At 61.6% G+C, this 22,561-nt stretch carries 25 protein-coding genes and 1 other RNA gene; 13 read left to right on the forward strand and 13 right to left on the reverse strand.

The window, feature by feature from the left end; translation table 11 throughout:
• Window positions 1–200: 200 nt before the first annotated feature.
• Entirely contained in the window at window positions 201–1,406 is a 1,206-nt protein-coding gene (zapE, locus tag P2W41_RS03860; RefSeq protein ID WP_292897721.1) for a cell division protein ZapE, read from the reverse strand.
• A gap of 51 nt (window positions 1,407–1,457) precedes the next feature.
• The gene (locus P2W41_RS03865; protein ID WP_292897719.1) at window positions 1,458–1,991 is read right to left on the reverse strand and encodes a protease inhibitor Inh/omp19 family protein; all 534 of its coding nucleotides are present in this window, start codon (window positions 1,989–1,991) and stop codon (window positions 1,458–1,460) included.
• Window positions 1,992–2,241: 250 nt separating this feature from the next.
• Between P2W41_RS03865 and P2W41_RS03870 the strand changes: the two genes are divergently transcribed.
• The 5 genes from P2W41_RS03870 (at window position 2,242) to P2W41_RS03890 (ending at window position 6,812) form a co-directional block, all read left to right on the forward strand.
• A complete protein-coding gene (locus P2W41_RS03870; RefSeq protein WP_229449847.1) occupies window positions 2,242–2,403 on the forward strand; it encodes a DUF1328 family protein in 162 nt (53 codons plus the stop codon).
• A 90-nt stretch (window positions 2,404–2,493) separates the two neighbouring features.
• The gene (gene dapF, locus P2W41_RS03875; RefSeq protein ID WP_292897717.1) at window positions 2,494–3,375 is read left to right on the forward strand and encodes a diaminopimelate epimerase; all 882 of its coding nucleotides are present in this window, start codon (window positions 2,494–2,496) and stop codon (window positions 3,373–3,375) included.
• Window position 3,376: 1 nt separating this feature from the next.
• On the forward strand, window positions 3,377–4,660 hold the full coding sequence (mtaB, locus tag P2W41_RS03880) for a tRNA (N(6)-L-threonylcarbamoyladenosine(37)-C(2))-methylthiotransferase MtaB (protein WP_404934360.1): 1,284 nt from the start codon (window positions 3,377–3,379) through the stop codon (window positions 4,658–4,660).
• Between the two features lie 5 nt (window positions 4,661–4,665).
• Window positions 4,666–6,162, forward strand: a complete 1,497-nt coding sequence (ftsY, locus tag P2W41_RS03885; protein ID WP_404934361.1) for a signal recognition particle-docking protein FtsY — start codon at window positions 4,666–4,668, stop codon at window positions 6,160–6,162.
• 2 nt (window positions 6,163–6,164) lie between these two features.
• Window positions 6,165–6,812 carry a septation protein A gene (locus P2W41_RS03890; protein ID WP_404934362.1) on the forward strand — a complete coding sequence of 216 codons (648 nt, stop codon included), beginning with the start codon at window positions 6,165–6,167 and terminating at the stop codon, window positions 6,810–6,812.
• A gap of 1 nt (window position 6,813) precedes the next feature.
• On the opposite strand, the gene P2W41_RS03895 is transcribed toward P2W41_RS03890, so the two are convergent.
• From P2W41_RS03895 to tsaD, 8 genes are all read right to left on the reverse strand, one after another.
• Window positions 6,814–8,502, reverse strand: coding sequence for a SulP family inorganic anion transporter (locus P2W41_RS03895; protein WP_404934363.1), 1,689 nt, complete (start codon window positions 8,500–8,502; stop codon window positions 6,814–6,816).
• Window positions 8,503–8,630: 128 nt separating this feature from the next.
• On the reverse strand, window positions 8,631–8,903 hold the full coding sequence (locus tag P2W41_RS03900; protein WP_292897707.1) for a helix-turn-helix domain-containing protein: 273 nt from the start codon (window positions 8,901–8,903) through the stop codon (window positions 8,631–8,633).
• 77 nt (window positions 8,904–8,980) lie between these two features.
• Window positions 8,981–9,388 (reverse strand): DUF1761 domain-containing protein, encoded by a 408-nt coding sequence (locus P2W41_RS03905; protein ID WP_292897705.1) that lies wholly within the window; start codon window positions 9,386–9,388, stop codon window positions 8,981–8,983.
• 55 nt (window positions 9,389–9,443) lie between these two features.
• Entirely contained in the window at window positions 9,444–10,100 is a 657-nt protein-coding gene (locus tag P2W41_RS03910; protein ID WP_404934364.1) for a class I SAM-dependent methyltransferase, read from the reverse strand.
• 10 nt (window positions 10,101–10,110) lie between these two features.
• Window positions 10,111–10,536: an EVE domain-containing protein gene (locus tag P2W41_RS03915; protein WP_292897701.1), complete on the reverse strand. Its 426-nt coding sequence runs from the start codon at window positions 10,534–10,536 to the stop codon at window positions 10,111–10,113.
• The gene (locus P2W41_RS03920) at window positions 10,536–10,832 is read right to left on the reverse strand and encodes a YciI-like protein (RefSeq protein ID WP_292897699.1); all 297 of its coding nucleotides are present in this window, start codon (window positions 10,830–10,832) and stop codon (window positions 10,536–10,538) included. The genes P2W41_RS03915 and P2W41_RS03920 overlap by 1 nt, the downstream gene beginning before the upstream one ends.
• Before the next feature lie 16 nt (window positions 10,833–10,848).
• Window positions 10,849–11,835 (reverse strand): NAD(P)H-dependent glycerol-3-phosphate dehydrogenase, encoded by a 987-nt coding sequence (locus tag P2W41_RS03925; RefSeq protein WP_404934365.1) that lies wholly within the window; start codon window positions 11,833–11,835, stop codon window positions 10,849–10,851.
• The gene (gene tsaD / locus P2W41_RS03930) at window positions 11,832–12,917 is read right to left on the reverse strand and encodes a tRNA (adenosine(37)-N6)-threonylcarbamoyltransferase complex transferase subunit TsaD (protein WP_404934366.1); all 1,086 of its coding nucleotides are present in this window, start codon (window positions 12,915–12,917) and stop codon (window positions 11,832–11,834) included. The genes P2W41_RS03925 and tsaD overlap by 4 nt, the downstream gene beginning before the upstream one ends.
• Window positions 12,918–13,011: 94 nt before the next feature.
• On the opposite strand from tsaD, the gene hemC reads away from it, so the two are divergent.
• The 6 genes from hemC to P2W41_RS03960 all read left to right on the forward strand — a co-directional run bounded on the left by hemC (window position 13,012) and on the right by P2W41_RS03960 (window position 19,200).
• Window positions 13,012–13,941: a hydroxymethylbilane synthase gene (gene hemC / locus P2W41_RS03935; RefSeq protein WP_292897693.1), complete on the forward strand. Its 930-nt coding sequence runs from the start codon at window positions 13,012–13,014 to the stop codon at window positions 13,939–13,941.
• A gap of 1 nt (window position 13,942) precedes the next feature.
• Window positions 13,943–14,650: a uroporphyrinogen-III synthase gene (locus tag P2W41_RS03940; RefSeq protein WP_404934367.1), complete on the forward strand. Its 708-nt coding sequence runs from the start codon at window positions 13,943–13,945 to the stop codon at window positions 14,648–14,650.
• Window positions 14,651–14,752: 102 nt separating this feature from the next.
• Window positions 14,753–16,231 carry a phage tail protein gene (locus P2W41_RS03945; protein WP_404934368.1) on the forward strand — a complete coding sequence of 493 codons (1,479 nt, stop codon included), beginning with the start codon at window positions 14,753–14,755 and terminating at the stop codon, window positions 16,229–16,231.
• A gap of 6 nt (window positions 16,232–16,237) precedes the next feature.
• Window positions 16,238–17,878 carry a heme biosynthesis protein HemY gene (locus P2W41_RS03950; protein ID WP_292897687.1) on the forward strand — a complete coding sequence of 547 codons (1,641 nt, stop codon included), beginning with the start codon at window positions 16,238–16,240 and terminating at the stop codon, window positions 17,876–17,878.
• Window positions 17,879–17,944: 66 nt separating this feature from the next.
• Window positions 17,945–18,409 (forward strand): TerB family tellurite resistance protein, encoded by a 465-nt coding sequence (locus P2W41_RS03955; protein ID WP_292897685.1) that lies wholly within the window; start codon window positions 17,945–17,947, stop codon window positions 18,407–18,409.
• A 5-nt stretch (window positions 18,410–18,414) separates the two neighbouring features.
• On the forward strand, window positions 18,415–19,200 hold the full coding sequence (locus P2W41_RS03960; protein WP_404934369.1) for a glutamine amidotransferase: 786 nt from the start codon (window positions 18,415–18,417) through the stop codon (window positions 19,198–19,200).
• Window positions 19,201–19,221: 21 nt separating this feature from the next.
• Here the strand turns inward: P2W41_RS03960 and P2W41_RS03965 are convergent, their stop codons facing one another.
• Entirely contained in the window at window positions 19,222–20,412 is a 1,191-nt protein-coding gene (locus P2W41_RS03965) for a VWA domain-containing protein (protein WP_292897681.1), read from the reverse strand.
• Here P2W41_RS03965 and P2W41_RS03970 point away from each other — a divergent pair.
• Window positions 20,405–20,914: a hypothetical protein gene (locus tag P2W41_RS03970; RefSeq protein WP_292897679.1), complete on the forward strand. Its 510-nt coding sequence runs from the start codon at window positions 20,405–20,407 to the stop codon at window positions 20,912–20,914. The genes P2W41_RS03965 and P2W41_RS03970 overlap by 8 nt on opposite strands.
• Here P2W41_RS03970 and P2W41_RS03975 read toward each other — a convergent pair.
• Complete coding sequence (locus tag P2W41_RS03975; protein WP_404934370.1) at window positions 20,895–21,341, reverse strand: GNAT family N-acetyltransferase; 447 nt, start codon at window positions 21,339–21,341, stop codon at window positions 20,895–20,897. The two genes, P2W41_RS03970 and P2W41_RS03975, sit on opposite strands and share 20 nt — an antisense overlap.
• 79 nt (window positions 21,342–21,420) lie before the next feature.
• Window positions 21,421–22,257 (reverse strand): MoxR family ATPase, encoded by an 837-nt coding sequence (locus P2W41_RS03980; protein ID WP_292897675.1) that lies wholly within the window; start codon window positions 22,255–22,257, stop codon window positions 21,421–21,423.
• A gap of 124 nt (window positions 22,258–22,381) precedes the next feature.
• Between P2W41_RS03980 and ssrS the strand changes: the two genes are divergently transcribed.
• Window positions 22,382–22,538, forward strand: a non-coding RNA gene (gene ssrS / locus P2W41_RS03985) — 6S RNA.
• Window positions 22,539–22,561: the final 23 nt, after the last annotated feature.

Consider the following 22,561-nt stretch of genomic DNA (forward strand, 5'->3'; position numbering starts at 1 on the left):
CATGGCGTGGCCCGCTTCATAAGCCTCATTGGAATAAGCATACTGGCAAGGAAATTCAACCGATTCTTATGCGTACAGGAATTTCAATCGTTTAGACATTTGTGGACTTACGTAAAAGTAAGAATTTTGCCTCAAAAATGTGCATCGTCAATGATTGCTCGACGCTCGTCGGGGATTCTGTGTGCCAAGGGAAGTGGAGATCAGCCCGCTTGTTCCGCCTGCTCTCCGGCATGAACAGATTTCTCATCCTTTCGCGGACCGGTTTGCTCCAGCCAGTCCTGGCTCTGCATCTCTATGAGCCGGGAAACAGTGCGATCGAACTCGAAAGCTTCTGTGCCGTTTGAAGCCGTGTAGAGTGCATCGGGCTGAGCAGCGGCGGATATGAACACCCGTGCCCCGGCATCGTATAGTGTGTCGATGAGAAGAATGAACCGTTTCGCTTCGTTGCGTCGCCTCATATCCATTGCCGGGACATGATCGATGAAGATCGTGTCGAACGTGCCGGCGATGGCCAGATAATCGCGAGCGCCGAGCGGTTTCTCGCAGAGATCCGCAAATGAAAAGCGTGCAGCTGAGCCGGACGCCTGTGGCACGGGCACGGTCCTGCCCTTCACCTTCAGCTGCGAGGGCTCGACTGGCTGTCCGGCGGTCACTGTCTCCCAGGCCTCGTCCATCTGCTTTGTGGCAGGTGCATCGTCGGGTGAGATATAGACAGGAATGCGGTTGAGCTTCTGCATCCGGTAATCGGTGTCGATATCCAGCTCCAGAATGCGGGTGTTTTCCTTGAGAATGCCGATGAACGGCAGAAAAAGGCCGCGATTGAGCCCGTCGCGGTAGAGGTCGTCCGGTGCGACGTTGGATGTGGCCACCAGAACCACGCCCTTGTCGAACAAGGCCGAGAAAAGGCGGGAGAGAATCATCGCATCGGCAATGTCGGTTACAGTGAACTCGTCGAAACACAGAACCCATGCTTCTTTCGCCAACGCCGCGGCCACGGGCGGGATCGGGTCCGTTTCCTGTGTCTCTCCGGCTTTCAGCGCCGCACGGTGTTGTCCGATGCGATCATGAACGTCTGCCATGAAATCGTTGAAATGGGCGCGCCGCTTGTGCTCTACGGGCACCAAATCATGAAACATGTCCATGAGCATGGTCTTGCCGCGTCCCACCCCGCCATACACGTAGAGCCCACGCACCGGCTCGCGAGATGTCTTTCGCCGGGCGAACAACCAGCCGAGCGCGCTCGATTTGCGGGCCAGACGCTTGTCACTGATCTCGCCGATCAGCCGGTCTAGCGCTGCCGCGATTTTTTCCTGCGCGGGATCGCGGGCGATCCTGCCTGTCTCGACCATATGGTCATAGCGCTGCGTGACGGAAGGATGGGTTACGAGTCCGTCACGCAATGTCATGTCAGGCTTTCACACTTGGCCGTCTGGCCGAAGGATGTTGAAGGTGGTCGCTCAGCGCGACAGTGAGATGGGCTGGCCGGACGTGGTCTGGCCATCGAAACGGCCCGCTCCGGATGAGTAGAGACGTGCGAGCACGCCGCCATTCGCATCGTAAAAAGCGAGCTGCTTGCCTTCGACATTCCATGATTTGACGCCGTCGATGGGAGCCGGGCAGCGCAGCGGCCCGGCACGATAGCCAGAGCCGAACTTGGTCTGCGGTGTGGCGACCCGGCACGACTGGCCTGCCACATTCACACTCCACACGCCGGCAACACTGCCGGTGGAAACATCCGGTGCGTTGGCCGCCGCATTCGGGTCGAGCGCTGCCACCTGGGTTTCCTGCTGAGGTGCCTCAGGGAACTGCGAAGGATTGGTGGCCGGGCTTGAAGGAGGCGGAAGCTGGTTAGAGGTTACCGTGCCAGACGGTGCGGAAGGCAGTGGTTCCGGAGCCCTTGCGCTCATCGGCGAGAAGCGGTCGCTCTGGCAGCCGGCCAGACCGACGGCCAAAAGCGATACGGCCAGAATTGCGAACTTACTATGTGGCATGCCGTCTCTCCGTTGCAGCGTCCAATGCACTGAAATACAAATGAGTTCCGTTTGAAACGCCAGATCGTGGCGAACTTTTGCAATTATAACAGCCCAACCAGGGTTAAGAACCTGTTTCCGCCACTTGGCTTCGTGACTGTTTCTTATTGGCAACACCTTGTCGGGGGCAGCAGGGGCCCTTTGGGAACCGGGAACCACTTTCGACGTTGAAGCTTCTCAACCGGCGCTAGCGCCAAAAGGAGGGCAAACAATGCTTAAATGGATTCTCATTCTGCTGATCGTCGCGGCTGTCGCGGGTCTGCTTGGTATGAACAGTCTGGCAGGGGCGGCGATGACCGGCGCCAAACTGCTGATCGCCGTGGTGCTGGTTCTCTTCCTCCTCGCGGTTCTGGGTATCGTGGCAATAGCCTGACATCGCACATGATTGATGAGGCCGTTCGTCTGGTAATTTTGCCTCTCATCAGCCATATAGGCGCCTGAGACACAGGGTTTTGGAGCCATCATGGCGCTCGAGGCAGCATTCGCGAAGATGAACGGCCTCGGCAACGCGATCATCGTTGCCGATATGCGCGGTCGCGCGGACCGGGTTACGCCCGAGGCCGCGCTTGCGCTCAATGCCGACCCGGCAACGCGTTTCGATCAGATCATGGCGATCCACGATCCGCGCCTTGCCGGCACCCATAACTATATCGAAATCATCAATTCCGATGGCAGCCAGGCGCAGGCCTGCGGCAACGGCACACGCTGTGTCGTGCAGGCGCTTGCCGCCGAAACGGGCGAGAAGGTTTTCACCTTCCAGACCATTGCCGGCATTCTGAACGCCGAGGAGCATGAGGACGGGCTGATCTCCGTCGATATGGGTAAGCCACGGTTCGGCTGGCAGGACATTCCGCTTGCCGAAGAGTTTCGCGATACGCGTATGATCGAGTTGCAGGCCGGCCCCATCGATGCGCCGGTGCTGCATTCGCCCTCAGTCGCATCCATGGGCAATCCCCATGCAGTCTTCTGGGTTGAGAGAGACGTTAATCTCTACGACCTGGAGCGCTTTGGGCCGCTGCTTGAAAACCACCCGATCTTTCCAGAACGTGCCAACATCTCCATCGCACAGGTGACAGCCGAAAATGCACTGAACCTGCGCACATGGGAACGCGGGGCTGGGCTTACGCTCGCCTGCGGTTCTGCGGCCTGTGCCGCTGCGGTGTCTGCTGCGCGAACCGGGCGCACGGGCCGTCATGTGACGGTCACCGTTCCGGGCGGGCCGCTCGATATCCTTTGGCGCGCAGACGATCACGTCATCATGACCGGCCCCGCCGAGTGGGAGTTCTCCGGTCGTTTCGACCCCGCCACCGGGGCCTGGGAGCGCGAGACCGAGGGAGCAGCGTAAAATGGCGGTGGATGTTCTGACATTCGGCTGCCGGCTGAACGCCTACGAGTCCGAGGTCATCAAGCGCGAGGCGAAAGTCGCCGGGCTTGAGGAGCTGGCGGGCGGAGCGGTTGTCATCAACACCTGCGCCGTCACCGGCGAGGCGGTGCGTCAGGCGCGCCAGGCGATCCGCAAGGCGCGTCGTGAAAATCCCGATGCCCGCATCATCGTCACCGGCTGCGCCGCTCAGACGGAGCCGGGCACCTTCGATGCCATGGATGAGGTCGATCTCGTTCTCGGCAACGAGGAAAAGCTCAAGGCCCACAATTATCGCGCCCTGCCGGACTTTGGCGTGAACCAGTTCGAGAAGGTGCGTGTCAACGACATCATGGAAGTGCGCGAGACCGCCTCACACATGGTCGAATCCATTGAGGGTCGTGCCCGCGCCTTCGTGCAGGTGCAGAATGGCTGCGATCACCGCTGCACCTTCTGCATCATACCCTATGGACGCGGCAACTCCCGTTCCGTGCCGATGGGCGCGGTCGTGGACCAGGTGCGCCAGCTCGTCGGCAATGGCTATGGTGAGGTGGTGCTCACCGGTGTGGACCTGACCAGTTTCGGAGCCGACCTGCCTGGCAGCCCGCGCCTCGGGCGCCTTGTGGCGACCATTCTGCGCGAGGTGCCGGAACTGAGGCGCCTGCGCCTGTCCTCCATCGATTCCATCGAGGCGGATGAGGATCTGATGCGCGCGCTCGCGGAAGAGGAGCGGCTGATGCCACATCTCCACCTTTCGCTGCAGCATGGGGACGACATGATCCTGAAGCGCATGAAGCGCCGGCATCTGCGCGCTGATGCCATCGAGTTTTGCGAGCGCGTGCGGGCGCTTAGGCCCGATGCGGTGTTTGGGGCAGACATCATCGCGGGTTTCCCGACCGAGACCGAGGCGATGTTCGGGAATTCGTTGAAGATCGTCGAGGAATGCGGGCTTACACATCTTCATGTGTTTCCCTTCAGCCCACGGGAAGGCACTCCGGCAGCGCGCATGCCGCAGCTCGATCGTGCGCTGGTGAAGGAGCGGGCCGCGCGTTTGCGCGCCGTGGGTGATGTGGCGTATGCAAGGCATCTCGCCTCGCTCGATGGCACGCGCCAGCGCATTTTGATCGAGCGGCCCGGGCTTGGCCGCACGGAGGGGTTCACCCTGGCTGCGCTTGAGGGTGCAATGCCGGGGGATATTGTCGAGGTGCGGATCACCGGCCACGATGGAGAGCGGCTCACTGCGGTCGCCGTCACACAGGAAGCGGCATAGCAGGCATGGCATTCGGATTTATCAAAAAGGTCTTCTCCTTCGGCAAGAAAGAGGTCGAAGAGACCAAGCCCGATGAGGCGGAAGAGGCCAAGGCTGCGGAAGCCGCCGCAGCCGCGCAACCGGCTGACGCCATTCCCGCGCCGGAGACCGGTGAGCGCTTGACCGAAGATCAGCCAGCCCCTGAAATCTCTCCAGAGCCAGAGCCAGAGCCAGAGCCAGAGCCAGAGCCAGAGCCAGAGCCAGAGCCAGAGCCAGAGCCAGAGCCAGAGCCAGAGCCAGAGCCAGAGCCAGAGCCAGAGCCAGAGCCAGAGCCAGAGCCAGAGCCAGAGCCAGAGCCAGAGCCTAAGGCCGAAATTTCAGACCCAACGCCCACAGCCGAAGCCGCGCCGACACCGTCCACCGATGACGCAGGCCCCTCATCCGGTCCTGCGGACCACCTTCTCCCCGCAGGCGGGGAGAAGAAAGTGGAGCCCGTCGCCGAGGCTGTAACTGCCGTGCCAGCCGCTGCCGCCGGCAAGATCGCCGTCTCCAAAGCAGTCGAGCGCGTGGAAGAGAAGGCGCCCGAGCCACAACCGCCCGAGCCGCGCAAGCCATGGTTCCAGCGCCTGCGCGACGGCCTGTCGCGTTCATCGCGCGAGCTGCGCGATTCCATTGCCGGCGTGTTCACCAAGCGCAAGCTGGACGACGACACGCTTCAGGACCTGGAAGACGTTCTGCTGCGCGCCGATCTCGGTCTTGAGACCGCGATGCGCGTCACCGATGCGCTGGCGTCGGGCCGCTACGGCAAGGATGTGTCAGGCGAGGAAGTGCAGGCCATCATGGCCGAGGAGATCGAAAAGGTGCTGGCGCCGGTCGCCATGCCGCTCGAGCTCGACCTGTCGCACAAGCCACACGTCATTCTCGTGGTCGGCGTCAATGGCACCGGCAAGACCACCACCATCGGCAAGCTGGCTGCAAAGCTCACCGAGGGCGGGCTTTCGGTGACGCTGGGTGCGGGCGACACGTTCCGCGCCGCGGCGATCGAACAATTGAAAATCTGGGGCGAGCGCACCGGCTCGCCGGTCGTTTCCTCCAAACTCGGCGCGGATGCGGCGGGCCTTGCCTACGATGCCTATGAAAAGGCGAAGGAGGCCGGCTCCGATGTGCTCATCATCGACACCGCCGGCCGGTTGCAGAACAAGGCCGAGCTGATGGCGGAGCTTGAGAAGATCGTGCGCGTGCTTGGCAAGCACGATCCCGATGCGCCGCACACTGTCCTCCAGACGGTGGATGCCACCACCGGACAGAATGCCCTTAATCAGGTCGAAATCTTCCGCAATGTTGCGGGCGTCAACGGTCTGGTCATGACCAAGCTCGACGGCACGGCGCGGGGCGGTATCCTTGTTTCCATTGCCGCCAAGCACAAGCTGCCGGTCTATTTCATCGGCGTCGGCGAGCAGGTTGACGATCTCGAACCCTTCTCGGCGAGTGATTTCGCCAAGGCGATTGCAGGAGTTCAGTAAGCGTGAGCGAAAAACCCGTCTTCGAACGCGATCCCGCCGATCCCAGGCGCAAGGAGATCAACCCGCTCTTAAAGCTGGCGCTGGAGCTGGGGCCGCTCATGGTGTTCTTCTTCGCCAACTCGCGCGGCGAGTGGCTGGCTGGGCGCTTTCCTGCTCTTGGGGAGCTGGGCGGGCCGCTTTTCGTGGCAACCGCGCTTTTCATGGCCGCCACGGCCATCGCGCTGACAGCGTCATGGATTCTCACCCGCACACTGCCCATCATGCCGCTTGTCTCGGGTGTGGTGGTGTTCGTGTTCGGTGCGCTGACACTCTATCTGCACAGCGAAATTTTCATCAAGATGAAGCCGACCATCGTCAACACGCTGTTTGGCGTGGTGCTTCTGGGCGGTCTTGCCTTCGGCAAGTCGCTGCTTGGCTATGTGTTCGATTCCGCCTTCAAGCTGGATGCGGAAGGCTGGCGCAAGCTTACACTTCGCTGGGGTCTGTTTTTCATCTTTCTGGCGGTGGTCAACGAGGTGGTGTGGCGGATGTTCTCCACCGACACCTGGGTCGCCTTCAAGGTGTGGGGCATCATGCCGATCACCATTCTCTTTACGATGAGCCAGATGCCACTCATCATGAAGCACTCGCTGGAAGAGCCCACGAAGTGAGCTATCCGGACGCGTCCCGCCTTGCGGCGGCGATGGCGTCGTCCAGCCGGCTGTAGAACCGGAGTGCGGGTGGCCGCATCCCATGGGTGCGCAGCAATTTGCGCACCGGCTGGCTCGCCCCCACGAGATAGACATTGGTTCCCTGCTGGCGCGCCTTGCGCACGAAACCTTCAATGGTTGCAGCCGCTGTGGAATCGAGAAGGCTTACCGATCTGATGTCGATGACAAAGGCTTTCGGTTGACTGCCGATCCGGTCGAGCGCCGCTCCCACCGTAGCCGCCGCCCCGAAGAAGAATGCGCCGGCAATGCGGTAGACAACCACATCGTCATCCGTCGCGTTCGCCGCCGAATAGGGGCCTTCGCCGCTGTCTGGCTGGTCGGTCAGCGATGAAACGCCATGCTCCACGCGCACCGCTTCCGACATGCGGTGCAGAAAGAGCAGCGCGCCGAGACCGAAGCCCACCAGGATGCCCTCCGTCAGGTCGCGGAACACCACAAGCAGGAACGTCACCAGAAGCACGATTGCATCGCTCCATGAGGAGCGTAGCAGGGCGGCGAACTGGTGCTTCTCCGCCATATTCCAGGCCACCACGGCCAGTATGGCGGCAAGGGCCGAAAGTGGGATGAAGCGTGCCAGCGGCGCAGCCACCAGCATGAACGCCAGAAGAAACAGCGAATGCAGCATGCCCGAAACAGGGCCGCGTGCGCCAGCCCGCACATTGGCCGCCGTGCGCGCGATGGTTCCGGTCACGCAGAAACCGCCAAACAGCGCCGAACCGATATTGGCTGCCCCCTGCGCCACCAACTCACTGTTGGAGCGATGCCTGCGGCCCGTCATGGAATCGGCCACCACCGCTGAAAGCAGGCTCTCGATGCCACCCAGAAGCGCAAACGAAAGTGCGGCGGGCAGAACGGCAATGATCTTCTCGGTGCTCAGGTCGGGCAGGTGTGGGGCAGGCAGCATTTTTGGAATGCCGCCGAACCTTGTCCCGATGGTTTCCACCGGCAGGCCAAACACCCAGGCGACAAGCGTGGCCGCTACCACGGCGATCAGAAAGCCCGGCCAGTGCGGCCGCCAGCGGCGCAGCCCGATGATCACCGCCACCGAGCCAAGCGCCAGCAAAAGTGCTGAGGCGTTCACCGTCGGGGCGGCCTCCGCCAGCGCCTGCAGTTTGGGGATGAAAGGTCCGGGCTCCGCACCCGTCAGCGTCAATCCAAAGAAATCCTTGAGCTGGCTCGTGAGGATGATCACGGCGATGCCGGAGGTGAAACCCACGGTGACGGGATAGGGCACATACTTGATGAAAGTTCCCAGCCTCAAGACACCGATGGCAAGCAGGATGAAGCCCGACAGAAAAGTGGCGAGGATCAGCCCGTCCATGCCGTGCGCCTGAACCGTTGCGAATACGAGAATGATGAAGGCCCCCGCCGGCCCGCCGATCTGGAACCGGCTGCCGCCGAGGGCGGAGACCAGAAACCCTCCCACGATGGCGGTGTAAAGCCCGCGCTCCGGTCCCACGCCAGACGCAATGGCGATGGCCATGGACAGGGGCAGCGCGATGATCGCGACCGTCAAGGCTGCAACAATGTCGGCCCTGAACGCGTCGAGGCCGTAGCCCTCGCGCAGCACGGTCAGCAGTTTTGGTGTGAAAAGATCAATGAAACCCGGGCGCGTTGCGCTCGCCTGCATGGGAAAGCCTCATACCATCCGCAGCGGAAGGCCGTCGGCGTCTTGCAGGCGGTCGCCGTTGCGTTCTCATCGTTTCCCGCAGTTCCGGATGCAAAACCGGTTTCCACTTTTGCTGGAACTGCGTTGTCTCAGACGGATTTCGCCTTTGCCGGGGTCGGCTCCCTGAACCGTACGCCGCGTCCGGTGCCGAGGCTGGGCGCATGGTCGCCGATCAGCTCTATGCCAGCTGCCCCCAGCGCCTCGACCACCTTGGAAAGCGTGTCGACAACACCGCGCACATTGCCTTCGCTCGCCTCCATCCTCTGAATGGTTGGCAGGGAAACGCCCGAAAGCTCGGCCAGTTGCTTCTGGTCAATGCCCAAAAGGGCTCGGGCAGCGCGCATCTGTGCGGCGGTTATCATTGGCGCTCCGTCTTTTAATTTAGATATATTGATTTAGAATTGATGTCTAGAACATCAATTATGAGGTTCTGAATTGGTCATACGCCGAAGACTCCGATCACTGCACCCATGACAAGCGCGACGCCAAGCCAATGGCCGGCATCGATCAGGGTCAGGTTCCAGCCAAAGCCTTCATAGCGCTGGTTGACTGCCACGGTCGTGGCCATGAAGCCCAGCCAGATGAAGGCACCGGAGACGATGCCATTCCAGAACGTCACCTGGCCCGCGCCCAGATGGCCGATCACGCCGGCCAGAACCCATGCCATGATCAGCTCGGCCACGAACGAGGTGATAAAGAGCGACGGTTCCATCCTGGCGTCTTCGGGCTTGATGCGAGCGGCCTTCATCCATGGCTTGCCGAGCGCGCCGTAATAAATGGCGCCGAACATGAACGCTGCGATGGCGGCAACGAGGATGGCGAGATAGTTGAGACCGGCGAAATCCATGGGGTTCTCCTCACATGTCCAGCAGGGTGGATTGAACCCGCACTCCACAAAGCGGTCAAGCGAATTGCCAGACGGTTGTGCGCTTCACCTCTGCGTCTTCGAGCGCACGGGTCACCGGCACGATATAACTCGCCAGTTCGGCAAGGTGTGCGCGTGGCAGGTAGCTGCGCCCCGGATCGCCGACAAAGACCGTCGCGCCTGCTTTCGACAGGCGCTCGAACCATGGCACCAGCGCGTCGGTCATCGCCCGGTCGTAGAAAACGTCGCCGGCAAGCACCACATCCCATTTGCCTGTTGCGTCGGTGAGGTCGTCCTGCGTGGTCTCGAACTGCACATCGTTTGCGGCCATGTTCAGCGCGCAGGCCGGGGCGCTGAACGGGTCTATGTCCGCTGCCAAAACATGTTTAGCGCCTGCCTTCATGGCGGCAATGGCGACAAGCCCGGATCCGGTCGCAAAGTCGAGAATGCTTTTCCCGCGCACGGTTTCGGGGTGGTCGAGGATGTAGCGCGAAAGCCCCTGTCCGCCTGCCCATGCGAAGGCCCAGAAAGGCGGCGGCAGGCCGATCGCGGCAAGCTCCTCCTCTGTGCGTTGCCACAGATCATGGGCCTCATCGGCCAGATGGAGCGCGATTTCGGGCACATGCGGCGGGCGCGTCAGCGCTGTGTTGGCGTGGATGAACGCCGCCGCATTGTCCGGGGTGACGCGCCTCATGAGCGCGTTCTCAGGGAATTTTCTTGAGGCCGCCCATACGGCAGATCTCGGCCCATTCGTCCGGTTGCACTGGCTGCACGGAGAGCCTCGAATTGTTGACCAGGATCATTTCCGAAAGCGCTGGATTGGCCTTGATCTCGGCCAGCGTGACCGGGCGGGGCATGTCCTCGACGGCGCGAATGTCCACGCATTCCCAGCGCGGGTCATCCGTCGTGGTGTCGGGATGCGCCAGCGCACACACTTCCACGATGCCCACCACGGAAGTTTCCTTGACCGAGTGGTAGAAGAAGCCGAGATCGCCAAGCTTCATCTCGCGCATGTTGTTGCGTGCCTGATAGTTGCGCACGCCGTCCCACTGCTCCCCTTCTGCGCCTTTTTTCTTCTGCATTTCCCACGACCAGGTGGAAGGCTCGGATTTGAACAGCCAATAGGCCATCACGCATTCTCCGGATTGTTGAAGACCCAGTTCCAGGCCCGTATTTCAACGGATTCGAACAGGCCCGCAAGAGCATAGGGGTCCGCTGCAGCGATCAGTTCCGCTGCTGCCTGGTCCTCGGCCTCCACTGCAACAAGGCTGCCACAGGGTTTGCCCTCATCGTCAAGGAATGGCCCGGCGAATTTCAGCGCGCCGTTCTCATTGAGCCCGTTGAGATAGCTTACATGTTCGGGCCGTGTGCTCATGCGCGTTTCCAGATGGCCGGGCTTGTCGCGGCAGATGATGGCGAAGATCATGGTTTTCCCCCTTTTGTCAGGTTTCGCTCTTGAGCGGACGTGAAAGCAGCGTCTCCATGGCCGTCTGCACGGTGAGCCGGCCTTTCAGAAGTTCCGTCACGCTTTCGATGATGGGCGCTTCGAGGCCGCGTTCGCGCACGATGCGCGCGGCGATGCCCGCCGTGTGTGCGCCTTCGGCCAGTGGTCGGCCTTCAAGGCTCTCGCCGCGACCGAGTGCAGCGCCATAGGCAAAATTGCGCGATTGCTCCGAGCCGCAGGTCAGGATCAGGTCGCCAAGGCCCGAAAGCCCCATCAGCGTATCGGGGCGCGCGCCGAAGGCCTCGCCGATGCGGCGCAGCTCCACGAAACCACGGGTGATCAGCGCTGCCGATGCGCTGGCGCCAAGGCCCGCGCCATGGGTTGCGCCGGCGGCGATGGCCAGAACGTTTTTTAGCGCGCCGCCGATCTCCACGCCCGTCAGATCGTCGGTCGAATAGCAACGCAGGCGCGGTGCGGAGAGCTGTTCGGCGAGTGTAACTGCCAGATCGGTATTTTGCGCCGCCACCGTCACGGCGGTTGGCAGGCCGCGCGCAAGATCGCTGGCAAAGCTCGGGCCGGAAAGGGCGGCGACCGGGTTTTCAGGCAGCATCTCGGAGGCGATTTGCGACATGAGCCTGCCTGTCTCTCGCTCAATCCCCTTGGCGCATAGCACGATGGGGATGCCCTTCGGCGCATGCGGCCCGGCATCGGCGAGAACCGTCCGCAGGGTCTGTGCAGGTGTCACCGCGAGAATGCAGTCGGCGCCCCTGAGTGCATCCTGAATGCTACTCGTTGCCACAAGCCGCTTATCAAGCGGGACCCCGGGCAGATAGCGTTCGTTGATGTGATTGGCATTGATCGCGTGTGCCAGTGCCTCATCCCGCGCCCATAGCCTTGCGCGGTGCCCGCCCGTGAGCATGGTTGCGCCGAGCGCCGTGCCCCACGCGCCAGCACCCAGAACGGCGATGATCCATGGTTTTCTCATGCCTTGGCTCCACGTTTGCCCGCGCCGAAAAGCGGTGCTGATGCATGATCCAGCGGCCAGCGCGGGCGAGGCGCGAAGCCAAGACCGTCTTCTTCTTCAAGGCCTGCTTCCAGCCGCTCCAGCCCAGCCCAGGCGATCATCGCGGCATTGTCTCCGCACAGGCGCAGCGGTGGGGCGATGAGCCTGAAACCGGCGTTGACGCAGAGTGTATCGAGTGCTGCGCGGATCGCCTGATTGGCCGCCACACCGCCTGCCACAACAAGGATCGGAGTTTCGAGATCGGGATGCGCCTGGCGGAAGCGTGCAAGACTTCGCGCCACCCGGTCGGCCAGCGTCTCGGTCACGGCCTGCTGAAACGAGGCGCAGATGTCGGCAATGTCTCGTTCGCTGAGCGGTGCAAGCGCGGTGGCTTCCCGCCTCACCGCTGTCTTGAGACCGGAGAAGGAGAAATCAGGCCTCGCTTCGCCCTTGAGCGGACGCGGAAAGGCGAAACGTTCCGGGTCGCCATCCGCTGCCGCCTTTTCCACGCTGGGGCCGCCGGGATAGGGCAGGCCAAGGAGTTTTGCCGTCTTGTCGAATGCCTCGCCCAGTGCATCGTCGATGGTCGAGGCCCAGCGCTGATAGCGCCCGACGCCTTCCACATGAACGATCTGCGTGTGTCCACCGGAGACGAGCAGAAGCAGATAGGGAAAATCGATTCCGTCCGTCAGGCGTGCCGTCAGCGCATGGCCTTCCAGATGGTTGACGGGAACGAGCGTCTTGCCGCTCGCCGCCGCGATCGCCTTCGCGGTGGTCAGGCCGACGATCAGCCCGCCGATAAGGCCGGGTCCGGCCGTTGCGGCGATGGCGTCGATCTCGTCAAGCGAGAGGCCGGCTTCATCGAGTGCGGCTTTCACCACACCGTCGAGCGCCTCTACATGTGCGCGCGCGGCGATCTCCGGCACCACGCCGCCAAAGGCGGCATGGTCGGCGATCTGGCTCAGAACCACATTGGACAGGATTTTTGTGTCGTTGCCCGATTTCTCGATCACGGCCGCCGCCGTTTCGTCGCAACTCGTCTCGATGCCAAGGATGCGCGTCATTCAGACTTACCTGCTCATGTTGCCGTCGCAGCCAATCCCCGTTAGGGGTGTGGTGCATCCGGTTCGGATGCGGGGTTAGCACGGACATGACGGCATGCAAACTGATGTGGTGAAGATTGGAACGCGCGGAAGCGCTCTGGCAGTGGCTCAGGCTGCCGAGGTGCGCGCGCGCCTCATGGCGGCACACGGCCTGCCAGAAGAGGCGTTCGAGATCGTCGTCATCTCCACCTCCGGCGACCGCATTCAGGACCGCCCACTCTCGCAGGCCGGCGGCAAGGGGCTCTTCACCAAGGAAATCGAGGAAGCCATGCTCGATGGCCGCATCGATCTGGCTGTACATTCCTCCAAGGACATGCCCACCGTACTCCCTGATGGTCTGGAAATCTCTGCCTTTCTGGAGCGCGAGGATGTGCGCGACGTTTTCATCGGGCGCTCCATCGCCAAACTTGAGGATCTGCCGCAGGGCGCCAAGCTCGGCACCTCGTCGCTGCGCCGTCAGGCGCTGGTGCTTCGTCTTCGCCCCGATCTCGAAGTGGGCATGTTTCGTGGCAATGTGCAGACGCGGCTCCGGAAGCTGGAGGAAGGCGTTGCCGAAGGTACGCTTCTGGCGCTTGCCGGGCTCAACCGGCTTGGCATGCCGCACATCGCCACCGAGGTGATGGATCCCGAACGTTTCCCGCCCGCACTCGGGCAGGGCGCGATCTGCATTGAAAGCCGCATCGGCGACCGGCGCATCGGATCGATGATCGCGGCCATTCATCATGCCGAGACCGGTGACGCGCTTCTCTGCGAGCGGGCCTTTCTTGGTGCGCTTGACGGTTCCTGTCGCACGCCCATTGCGGGGCTTGCCCGCATCGAGGGCGACAGACTGCGGTTCTCCGGCTTGATTCTCACGCCCGATGGCCGCGAAACCCATGAAATTGCAACCGAAGGCCTCGCGGTGGATGCTATCCGTCTCGGCGCGGAGGCTGGTGCAGAAATCCGTGAGAAGGCCGGCACACGTTTCTTCGACAGCTGGCAGTGAGATGCGGCGGGTGCTGGTCACGCGCCCCGAACCGGGCGCTTCGGAAACCGCCGCCAGGCTCATTGAAATGGGTTTTGAGCCGCTCGTCCTGCCGTTGACGGAAACCGTGCCACTGCATCCTGCCATCGCCACCGAACAAGTGGATGTGGTGGCCGTGACCAGCCCCAACGCAATCCGCCATGCGCCACAATCTGTTTTCGATGCATTGAAGGGCAGGCCGGTCTTTGCCGTGGGGCGCCGCACGGGTGAGGCCGTGCGCCTGGCCGGGCTCAACCTGGTAGACGATGAGGCAGGCGACGCTGAGAGATTGGCGGCGCGCATCGATGCCGCTTTCACGGCTCCCGCCCATGTAACGGTGCTGTGCGGGCGTGTACGCCGCGATGTGCTGGAAACGCGGCTTCTTGCAGCAGGCCACCGGCCACGTCTGATCGAGATTTACGACACGCTGCTGCTGGAGCCTTCAGATACCGCTATCCAGTCGGTGATTGGCGAGTGGCCGGTCGATGACGTGTTGCTCTACTCGGCCAATGGCGCGGAACAACTCAGGCGGTCCATGGCGCGGTCTGGTATGGGAACAAAACTGGCGGCTGCGACATTTTATTGTCTCTCAGAGCGTATTGCCGGGGTTTTGGGTCAGGATGTCGCAAAAACCGCTCGAATTGCGGATTTTCCGTCGGAAGATCGTCTGCTCTTTCTGCTAAAGACGTAGCCGCAATCCTATGGGCCCCTGTTTTCACCACATAGGGGTGTGATAGGAACTTATATGCACTGCACATAGTGCAGGATCAGTCCTTTGCAGCGGAGTTGCCTGATGGTCAAAACGCCGAGAACGCGTCATTCCAAAACCCAGAAGGAGCCAGTGACCATTGATCTGGATCCCGATCAGGTGAAGAAGGAAAAGGTCGACAAGCCTGACGCGCCCGGTGAAGCTACCAAACAGGCAGCCGGGCAGGACACGCAAATTGGCGTTGAAGCGAAGCCGGAGGCGTCCGGGACAGAGACATCTGCCAAGCCCGCCTCCTCTACCGCTCCAAAAGGCGAAAAGCCTGCTGCTCCGTCCAAAGACAAGCCCGCGAACAAGGATGCCGGGTTCGGACGCGACGCAAAAGCTGGCGGTGCAAACGTCAGCAAGGGCGATGCTGGAAAGAAATCCGAAAAACCTGAGGATGCCCCGCCCGCCACAGGCGGCGGCGCCGGCCGTGCGGTTGCCGGTGGTGTTGTGGGCGGCCTCGTGGCGCTTGCACTTGCCGGTGGATTGCAATGGGCAGGAATCCTGCCGGCTCCAGACAGGGGCGGCGATGCGGCCGATCCGGCGGTGGAGTCGCTGCGCCAGCAGGTTGCAGCCCTTGAAAGCAGGTTGAGCGATGAGCCCGCCACCGGAGGTAACACCGAGGCGGTTGCGGCCGCTCTGAGCGAGGCGCGTGAGCGTGCCGAGGCCACCGAGCAGCGCCTTTCCGAGCTGGGAAATGAGATTACGGCGCTGCGCGAATCGATCTCCTCAGGCGAAGCCGGCGAGGGGCCGGGGCTCGAGGCGATCTCGGATCGGCTTGCAGCACTTGAAGAACAGACGCAAAGCCTTTCTGCAGGCGGTGAAACAGGAGCCGCGCTTGAAGATGTAACCTCCCGGATCTCGTCGATAGAGGCCGGCGTGCGGGAAGCATCCGAGGTGGCCGGTACGGCGCGTAAGACGGCGTCTGACAACGCCGCGGCTCTTTCCGCGATCAAGACCGAAGTCGATGCGCTGAAGGCGCAGGTCGAGGAGGCGGATGCCGCACCGCGCATGGCGCTGGTCATTGCCGCGACCACACTGAAATCCGCTGTGGAGCGCGGCGCGCCTTTTGCCAGCGAGCTTGAGACCTATACCGCCATCGCACCCGAGGGTGAGGCCGAGGCGCTGGCGCCGCTTGAGGCGAATGCGAACTCCGGTGTGCCGAGCCGCGCGGCGCTCGCCGCCGAGGCGCCCGAAGTGGCGAGTCGTATCGTGGCCGCCACCACCCGCCGGGCCGGCGACGGCCAGGGCGGTATCATCGACAATCTGATGGCCAGCGCCCGCTCGCTCGTGGTGGTGCGGCCGGTGGGCAGCGTCGAAGGCGATGGGCCGGATGCGATCGCCGCTCGCATGGAGGCGGCTGTTGTCGCAAATGAATATGAAAAGGCGCTTGCCGAATACGAGACGCTGCCGGAGGCCGGAAAAGAGGCAGCCGCCGATTTCGTCGAAAGGCTCAGGGCCCGTCACGCCGCCGATCAGATATTGAACAGGGCGCTCGCCGATGCGCTGAAGGGGGCATAAGCGCAGATGTTCCGTATTCTCTTCTACCTTGTTGTTGTCTTCCTTCTGGGGCTGGGCTTTGCCTGGCTCGCCGAGCGTCCGGGCGATCTCGTCGTCACCTTTGCGGGCTATCGCTATGAAGTTTCTCTCATGGTGGCCGCGGTCGCGATCGTCGCGATCGTCGCGACGGTGATGATCCTGTGGTGGCTGATCCGCAGCATCTGGACGAGCCCCTATGCCGTTGCCCGGTATTTCCGCGTGCGTCGCCGCGATCGTGGCTATCAGGCGCTTTCCACCGGGATGATAGCGGCTGGTGCCGGTGATGGCGGTCTGGCGCGGCGCATGAGCCAGCAGGCGGCCAAGCTGATCTCTTCGGATCAGGAGCCGCTCATCCATCTTCTCGATGCGCAGGCAGCATTGCTGGACGGTGATCGGCAGGCGGCGCGCGACAAGTTCACCGCCATGCTCGACGATCCCGAGATGCGCCTTCTGGGTCTCCGCGGACTTTATCTCGAGGCCGAGCGAATGGGTGAGCGCGAGGTTGCCCGCCACTATGCCGAACGGGCGGTGCAAGATGCCCCTCAGCTCGACTGGGCCGTGAATGCCGCCCTTGACGGGAAAACGGCAGAAGGTGACTGGGATGGAGCATTAACGCTGCTCGGCAGCCGCAAGCCGACCGGCAAGGATGCGCGCGAGAGCGTCACAGACCGTCGTGCCGTGTTGCTCACCGCCAAGGCTCTCGATGTGCTGGATGCCGATCCGCAGGCTGCGCGCACCGCAGCCATGGAAGCACACAAGCTGCGGCCTGATTTTGTGCCTGCGGCTGTGACTGCTGCGAGGGCGCTTTTCCGCCAAAATGAGTTGCGCAAGGGTTCAAAAGTTCTGGAGACCGTCTGGAAGAAGGAACCGCATCCCGAAATTGCGGAAGCTTATATCCATGCCCGCCCTGGCGATTCCACGCAGGACCGTCTGGCGCGCGCCAAGAAACTCCAGTCGCTGAAGCGCAACAATGTGGAATCGGCGCTGATCGTTGGCCGTGCGGCGCTCGACGCTGGCGAGTTCAAACTCGCGCGTGAATCCTGCGAGGCGGCCGCCCGGCTCGGGCCGCGCGAAAGCGTCTATCTCCTGATGGCCGACATCGAGGAGGCCGAGACAGGAGATCAGGGGCGGGTACGCCAGTGGCTTGCCAAGGCGTTGCGTGCGCCGCGTGATCCTGCGTGGGTGGCCGATGGCTATGTGGCAGAGCGCTGGGCGCCGATCTCGCCCGTCACCGGCAAGCTTGACGCCTTCGAGTGGCGCATGCCCATGGAGCGGCTGGCGCAGGTGGTCGAAGGCGATGAAGATTTCTCGCCGGCCCCTGCCATCGCAGCGCCAAAGGGTGCGGAAGAAACGCGTGAACCCGATGAGCCGGCAGCCGATCCAGTGGTAATCGAGGCAGAGCCTGTCGAAGCAGAAAAGCCGAAAGACGCAAAGCCGGAAGAAAAGGCAGCGGATACGGGAGTCGGATCGCAGAAGCCTGCGCCGCAGGCGAAACCCGTCCCGGTCAACGGGCTGAAGACAGATGCTTCATCGAAAGACGAACCAGTCAAACCGCCATTGCCTGATGACCCTGGCGTGGACCCGGATGACAAGAACGGCTCGACGCAAAGCCCCTTCCGCCTATTCTAAGAGTGAGATACCGCGATTCGCCCCAGGGCGGGTCGCTACTCCACGTGATCCGAACAGCAGGCCCTCATGTTCGACAGCATTCTGTCCTTTCTGAAAGATCTTCCAGGCAGCAGCCGCCAAGCGACGGTGAAGCCGGAGGATGATCCGCGTGTGGCCGCCGCCGCATTGCTCTTTCACGTCCTGGATGCCGATGGCATTCGTGAAGCATCCGAAGTCGAAAAGCTTAGGGAAACCCTGTCCAGCACCTACAATCTGACGGGAGTGGAACTCGAGAAGATCCTCAAGGCCGGCGAGAAAGCCGAGCAGGAGGCGATCGACCTTTATGCCTTTACCAGTGTTCTGAAACGGCACCTCGACGCCGATGCAAGAAAGGCCTTCATCGGTCTCATGTGGGGCATCGTCTTTGCCGATGGCGAGATGCACGAACTGGAGGACAACCTTGTCTGGCGCGTGGCCGAGCTTATTGGCGTCGACAATCGGGATCGGGTAATCCTGCGCCAGGAAATGCAAGAGAAACACGCCAAGAGCTGATTGCCATGGGGACCGAGCCGAGCCGCAGGATTCTAATCGTCCTGCATCAGGAAACATCGAGCGCGGGCCGTGTCGGTCAGGTTCTGGCGTCGAGCGGTTTCTCTTTGGACGTCCGCCGTCCGCCGCTGGGTCATCTTCTGCCCGAGACGCTTGAAGACCATGCCGGTGTCGTCATGTTCGGCGGTCCAATGAGTGCCAATGATCATGATGATTTTGTAAAGCACGAAACCGATTGGCTCGCCGTTCCACTGCGGGAGAACAAACCTTTTCTTGGCATCTGCCTGGGCGCGCAATTGCTGGTGAAGCATCTGGGTGGACAGGTGAGGAGCCATGATGACGGGCTGGTCGAGATCGGCTGGTATCCGCTGCGCGCGACGGACGCCGGGCGCAAGCTGCTCCATTGGCCCGAAATGGTCTATCAGTTTCACCGGGAAGGGTTCTCGCTACCAAAGGACGCCACGCTCCTCGCCACCGCCGAGCATTATCCCAACCAGGCGTTTCGCTATGGCGAAAATGCCTGGGGCGTTCAGTTCCACGCCGAACTCACCCGTGCCATGATGCAGCGCTGGGTGGTGCGTGGCGCGCATCGTTTTGTCATGCCGGGCGCGCAGCAGGGCCGCGATCATCTGGGCGGCCGTCTCATATGGGACCGTCACCTGAAACAGTGGCTGGTGGAGTTTCTGGAACTGATTTTCGGGCGCGAATGCACCGGAACGCTGCAGGCCGGCGACCAAGCGACGGGGCAACACCCGGTCGGCCGGCGTATGGTCGGGCGCAGGGGCGTGGCCTGATCGAAACGCGCCTCCTCGGGGTCAATGCTTCCGCGAAAGCTCCCGCGTGGCCGCTTCCAGTCCCGCGAGCGTCATTGGATACATGCGGCCTGAGAAAATCTCCTGCAGCATCTGGATCGAGTGTGTGTAGCGCCAGTGTTTTTCCGGCACCGGGTTGAGCCACACCGCATTCGGCCATTGCTGGAGAACGCGGTTCAGCCAGATATGGCCGGCTTCCTCGTTCCAGTGCTCCACCGAGCCGCCCGGATAGGCGATTTCATACGGGCTCATTGAAGCATCACCAACAAAAATGACCTTGTAGTCGGGCCCGAATTTGTGAAGCACGTCGAAAGTGGGTGTTACTTCGGAATAGCGTCGGCGGTTGTCCTTCCATACGCCCTCGTAGAGGCAGTTGTGGAAGTAATAATATTCCATGTGCTTGAACTCGGCGCGCGCCGCCGAAAACAGCTCTTCCACAATGCGGATGTGATCGTCCATCGAGCCGCCCACATCGAAAAACATCAGAAGCTTCACCGCGTTGCGCCGTTCGGGTCGGGTTTTGACATCCAGATAGCCGTGTTCGGCGGTGGCCTGAACTGTGCCGGGCAGGTCGAACTCTTCCACCGCGCCCTCGCGCACCCAGCGGCGTAGCCGCTTCAGCGCCACCTTGATGTTGCGCGTGCCGAGCTCCACCGCATCGTCGAAATTTTTGAACTCGCGCTTGTCCCACACCTTTACCGCGCGGCGGTGGCGCGATTCATGCTGGCCGATGCGCACGCCTTCGGGATTGTAACCATAGGCGCCAAATGGAGAAGTGCCGGCGGTGCCGATCCACTTGTTGCCACCTTGATGCCGCCCCTTCTGCTCGGCAAGACGCTCTTTCAGTGTTTCCATGAGCTTTTCGAAGCCACCCATGGCCTCGACCAGCTTTTTCTCTTCCTCGCTGAGGTGCTTTTCCGCCAGCTTGCGCAGCCATTCCTCGGGAATCGCGTGCGGTTCGACGCCGTCCCCGCCCGACACCGCTTCGACACCCTTGAAGACATGCGAGAACACCTGATCGAACCGGTCGATATGCCGTTCGTCCTTCACCAGCGTCGCGCGAGCGAGATAGTAGAATGCCTCTACATCATAGGAGACAAGCTCCTTCTCCATCCCCTCCAGCAGCGAAAGATACTCACGCAGCGAAACAGGAATACGCGCGGCTTTCAGCTCGAGGAAGAAGGGGATGAACATTTTGATTAAAAACTTTCAGCTGGCGTTTGGCTCACGTTGGAACAAATCCCATACAACAGGAGCCATGGAAACGGATCAATTGCATTCCCTGATACGTTCGGCGGAGTCCCTCATCGGTTTCTGGTGGCAGGATGACCGTAAGAATTGGTGCGCCTATTGCGGAATTCCGATGCGGCGTCGCGCCACCGTGGGCAAACCTTTGCCACTATCCAAGGCAACACGCGATCATGTTGTCCCTCGTGTCTACGCTCCCGGTTTACACACCCTGCCATGCTGTCTTGAATGCAACCATGCCAAGGGCACCCAGTCTGTTGCGGAGTTCCTTTCCAGCACGTACTTCGCTGAGAAGAGGAAGCGGAAACATCGCCATCAATGGCCCCTCCCTCATCTGTGGTTTGTTGCCGGGCTCGCCTATTTGAAGAAAAGTTACACGCTCAACGGACAGGTCCGGAAGGGCGAGCGTAAAACAACGGGTACCGGGCCTAGCGCCGCTGGTACTTGATGAATGGTGTCAGCTTCGCGATCCGGTCATAGAGTTTGCGAGCGGTTTCGTTGAAATCCTGCGTCATCCAGTAGACGTTGGCTGCACCTGCCTGGTCCGCCTTTTCGTATACGGCCTCGATGAGAGCCCGGCCTATGCCCTGTCCACGCACGGAAGGATCGGTGTAGAGATCCTGCAGATAGCAGTTGTTGCCCACGGTCCAGCAGGTGCGGTGGAACATGTAATGCACCAGACCGACAGGCTTTCCGTCAATCTCCGCGATCAGCCCGTTCGGCTCGTATTCGCCATTATCGAAGAGCCGCCTCCATGTCGTGGCATAGACCTCTTCGGGCACGCTCGTCTTGTAAAATTCCAGATAGGCGGTCCAGAGGCGGCGCCATTCCGGCTCGTCGGTTCTTGCGAGCGGACGGATGCTGATAACGGTCATGGTGTTCTCCCTCATGGCCGAAGCACTGTCGGGGGATGGTGCTCCGGCTGCAAGGGCCAGGAAGGCGGAGGCTTTGCGCCTATTGCCGTCGCGCCATGAAGGCGAGTTTCTCGAAGAGGTGAACGTCCTGCTCGTTCTTCAACAGCGCGCCATGCAGACGGGGCAGGGCGTTCTTTGCTTCGCCGCGGAGGTCTTCTGGCTCCACGTCTTCTGAAACCAGAAGCCGGATCCAGTCCAGCGCCTCGGAGGTGGAGGGCTTTTTCTTCAGCCCCGGCACGTCGCGGATTTCATAAAACTGGCTGAGGGCCGCCGAAACCAGGTTCTTCTTGATGCCGGGATAGTGAACCTCGACGATCTCGGACAGCGTTTCGGCATCGGGAAAGCGGATATAGTGGAAGAAGCAGCGGCGCAGAAAGGCGTCGGGCAGCTCCTTCTCATTGTTCGACGTGATGATGACGATGGGGCGGTGGATTGCCCTGACCGTCTCGCCGGTCTCGTAGACAAAGAACTCCATCTTGTCGAGTTCCTGCAACAGGTCGTTGGGGAATTCGATATCGGCCTTGTCGATCTCGTCGATCAGGAGAACGGTTTTGCGGTCTGCCGCGAAGGCTTCCCACAGTTTGCCGCGTTTGATGTAGTTCTTGATATCGTTGAAGCGCTCATCGCCGAGCTGGCTGTCGCGCAGGCGCGAGACGGCGTCATATTCATAAAGGCCCTGTTGAGCGCGCGTGGTGGATTTGACATGCCATTCGATCAGATCGAGCCCCAGGGATGCCGCCACCTGCCTGGCAAGCTCGGTCTTGCCTGTGCCGGGCTCACCCTTCACCAGAAGCGGGCGCTCCAGCGCGATTGCCGCATTCACGGCCACCATCAGATCCCTGTCGGCGACATAATCCGCCGTGCCTTCAAAACGCATGCGCATCAGTCCTTGCGGTGTTGTTCCAGCTCAAATTTCGAGCGCGACCCTATTGGGTGAATTTTGCTGGCGCAAGTGCGCGAATGCCACTGGCGGAGCAGGGGGCGGAAGCCTATATTGAATTTGCGGTCTGCGCTTCCCGACAGGAATCTAATTCCCCGGGGCCTTATCGATCCTTAAGGGAGCTGTCCCTGGTCTCGCCCGTGGGCTTGGCTACACGGCGCCCACCTACTTTGTAGGTTCCCGGGATCGTGTATTCCATCGGTCGCCGTGGATCGCCACTCTTTTCCTTTCTCTCTGCAGT

It is taken from the genome of Nitratireductor sp. L15S-10 (genome assembly GCF_045011005.1).
In the GTDB taxonomy this organism is placed as follows: Bacteria; Pseudomonadota; Alphaproteobacteria; order Rhizobiales; family Rhizobiaceae; genus Nitratireductor.

Bases quoted from the DNA above. Each gene is read 5' to 3' on its own strand.
- zapE (WP_292897721.1), bottom strand. From the start codon at position 1,406: ATGACATTGCGTGACGGACTCGTAACCCATCCTTCCGTCACGCAGCGC.
- P2W41_RS03865 (WP_292897719.1), bottom strand. From the start codon at position 1,991: ATGCCACATAGTAAGTTCGCAATTCTGGCCGTATCGCTTTTGGCCGTC.
- P2W41_RS03870 (WP_229449847.1), top strand. From the start codon at position 2,242: ATGCTTAAATGGATTCTCATTCTGCTGATCGTCGCGGCTGTCGCGGGT.
- dapF (WP_292897717.1), top strand. From the start codon at position 2,494: ATGGCGCTCGAGGCAGCATTCGCGAAGATGAACGGCCTCGGCAACGCG.
- mtaB (WP_404934360.1), top strand. From the start codon at position 3,377: ATGGCGGTGGATGTTCTGACATTCGGCTGCCGGCTGAACGCCTACGAG.
- ftsY (WP_404934361.1), top strand. From the start codon at position 4,666: ATGGCATTCGGATTTATCAAAAAGGTCTTCTCCTTCGGCAAGAAAGAG.
- P2W41_RS03895 (WP_404934363.1), bottom strand. From the start codon at position 8,502: ATGCAGGCGAGCGCAACGCGCCCGGGTTTCATTGATCTTTTCACACCA.
- P2W41_RS03900 (WP_292897707.1), bottom strand. From the start codon at position 8,903: ATGATAACCGCCGCACAGATGCGCGCTGCCCGAGCCCTTTTGGGCATT.
- P2W41_RS03905 (WP_292897705.1), bottom strand. From the start codon at position 9,388: ATGGATTTCGCCGGTCTCAACTATCTCGCCATCCTCGTTGCCGCCATC.
- P2W41_RS03910 (WP_404934364.1), bottom strand. From the start codon at position 10,100: ATGAGGCGCGTCACCCCGGACAATGCGGCGGCGTTCATCCACGCCAAC.
- P2W41_RS03915 (WP_292897701.1), bottom strand. From the start codon at position 10,536: ATGGCCTATTGGCTGTTCAAATCCGAGCCTTCCACCTGGTCGTGGGAA.
- P2W41_RS03920 (WP_292897699.1), bottom strand. From the start codon at position 10,832: ATGATCTTCGCCATCATCTGCCGCGACAAGCCCGGCCATCTGGAAACG.
- P2W41_RS03925 (WP_404934365.1), bottom strand. From the start codon at position 11,835: ATGAGAAAACCATGGATCATCGCCGTTCTGGGTGCTGGCGCGTGGGGC.
- tsaD (WP_404934366.1), bottom strand. From the start codon at position 12,917: ATGACGCGCATCCTTGGCATCGAGACGAGTTGCGACGAAACGGCGGCG.
- hemC (WP_292897693.1), top strand. From the start codon at position 13,012: ATGCAAACTGATGTGGTGAAGATTGGAACGCGCGGAAGCGCTCTGGCA.
- P2W41_RS03940 (WP_404934367.1), top strand. From the start codon at position 13,943: ATGCGGCGGGTGCTGGTCACGCGCCCCGAACCGGGCGCTTCGGAAACC.
- P2W41_RS03945 (WP_404934368.1), top strand. From the start codon at position 14,753: ATGGTCAAAACGCCGAGAACGCGTCATTCCAAAACCCAGAAGGAGCCA.
- P2W41_RS03950 (WP_292897687.1), top strand. From the start codon at position 16,238: ATGTTCCGTATTCTCTTCTACCTTGTTGTTGTCTTCCTTCTGGGGCTG.
- P2W41_RS03955 (WP_292897685.1), top strand. From the start codon at position 17,945: ATGTTCGACAGCATTCTGTCCTTTCTGAAAGATCTTCCAGGCAGCAGC.
- P2W41_RS03960 (WP_404934369.1), top strand. From the start codon at position 18,415: ATGGGGACCGAGCCGAGCCGCAGGATTCTAATCGTCCTGCATCAGGAA.
- P2W41_RS03970 (WP_292897679.1), top strand. From the start codon at position 20,405: ATGAACATTTTGATTAAAAACTTTCAGCTGGCGTTTGGCTCACGTTGG.
- P2W41_RS03965 (WP_292897681.1), bottom strand. From the start codon at position 20,412: ATGTTCATCCCCTTCTTCCTCGAGCTGAAAGCCGCGCGTATTCCTGTT.
- P2W41_RS03975 (WP_404934370.1), bottom strand. From the start codon at position 21,341: ATGACCGTTATCAGCATCCGTCCGCTCGCAAGAACCGACGAGCCGGAA.
- P2W41_RS03980 (WP_292897675.1), bottom strand. From the start codon at position 22,257: ATGCGTTTTGAAGGCACGGCGGATTATGTCGCCGACAGGGATCTGATG.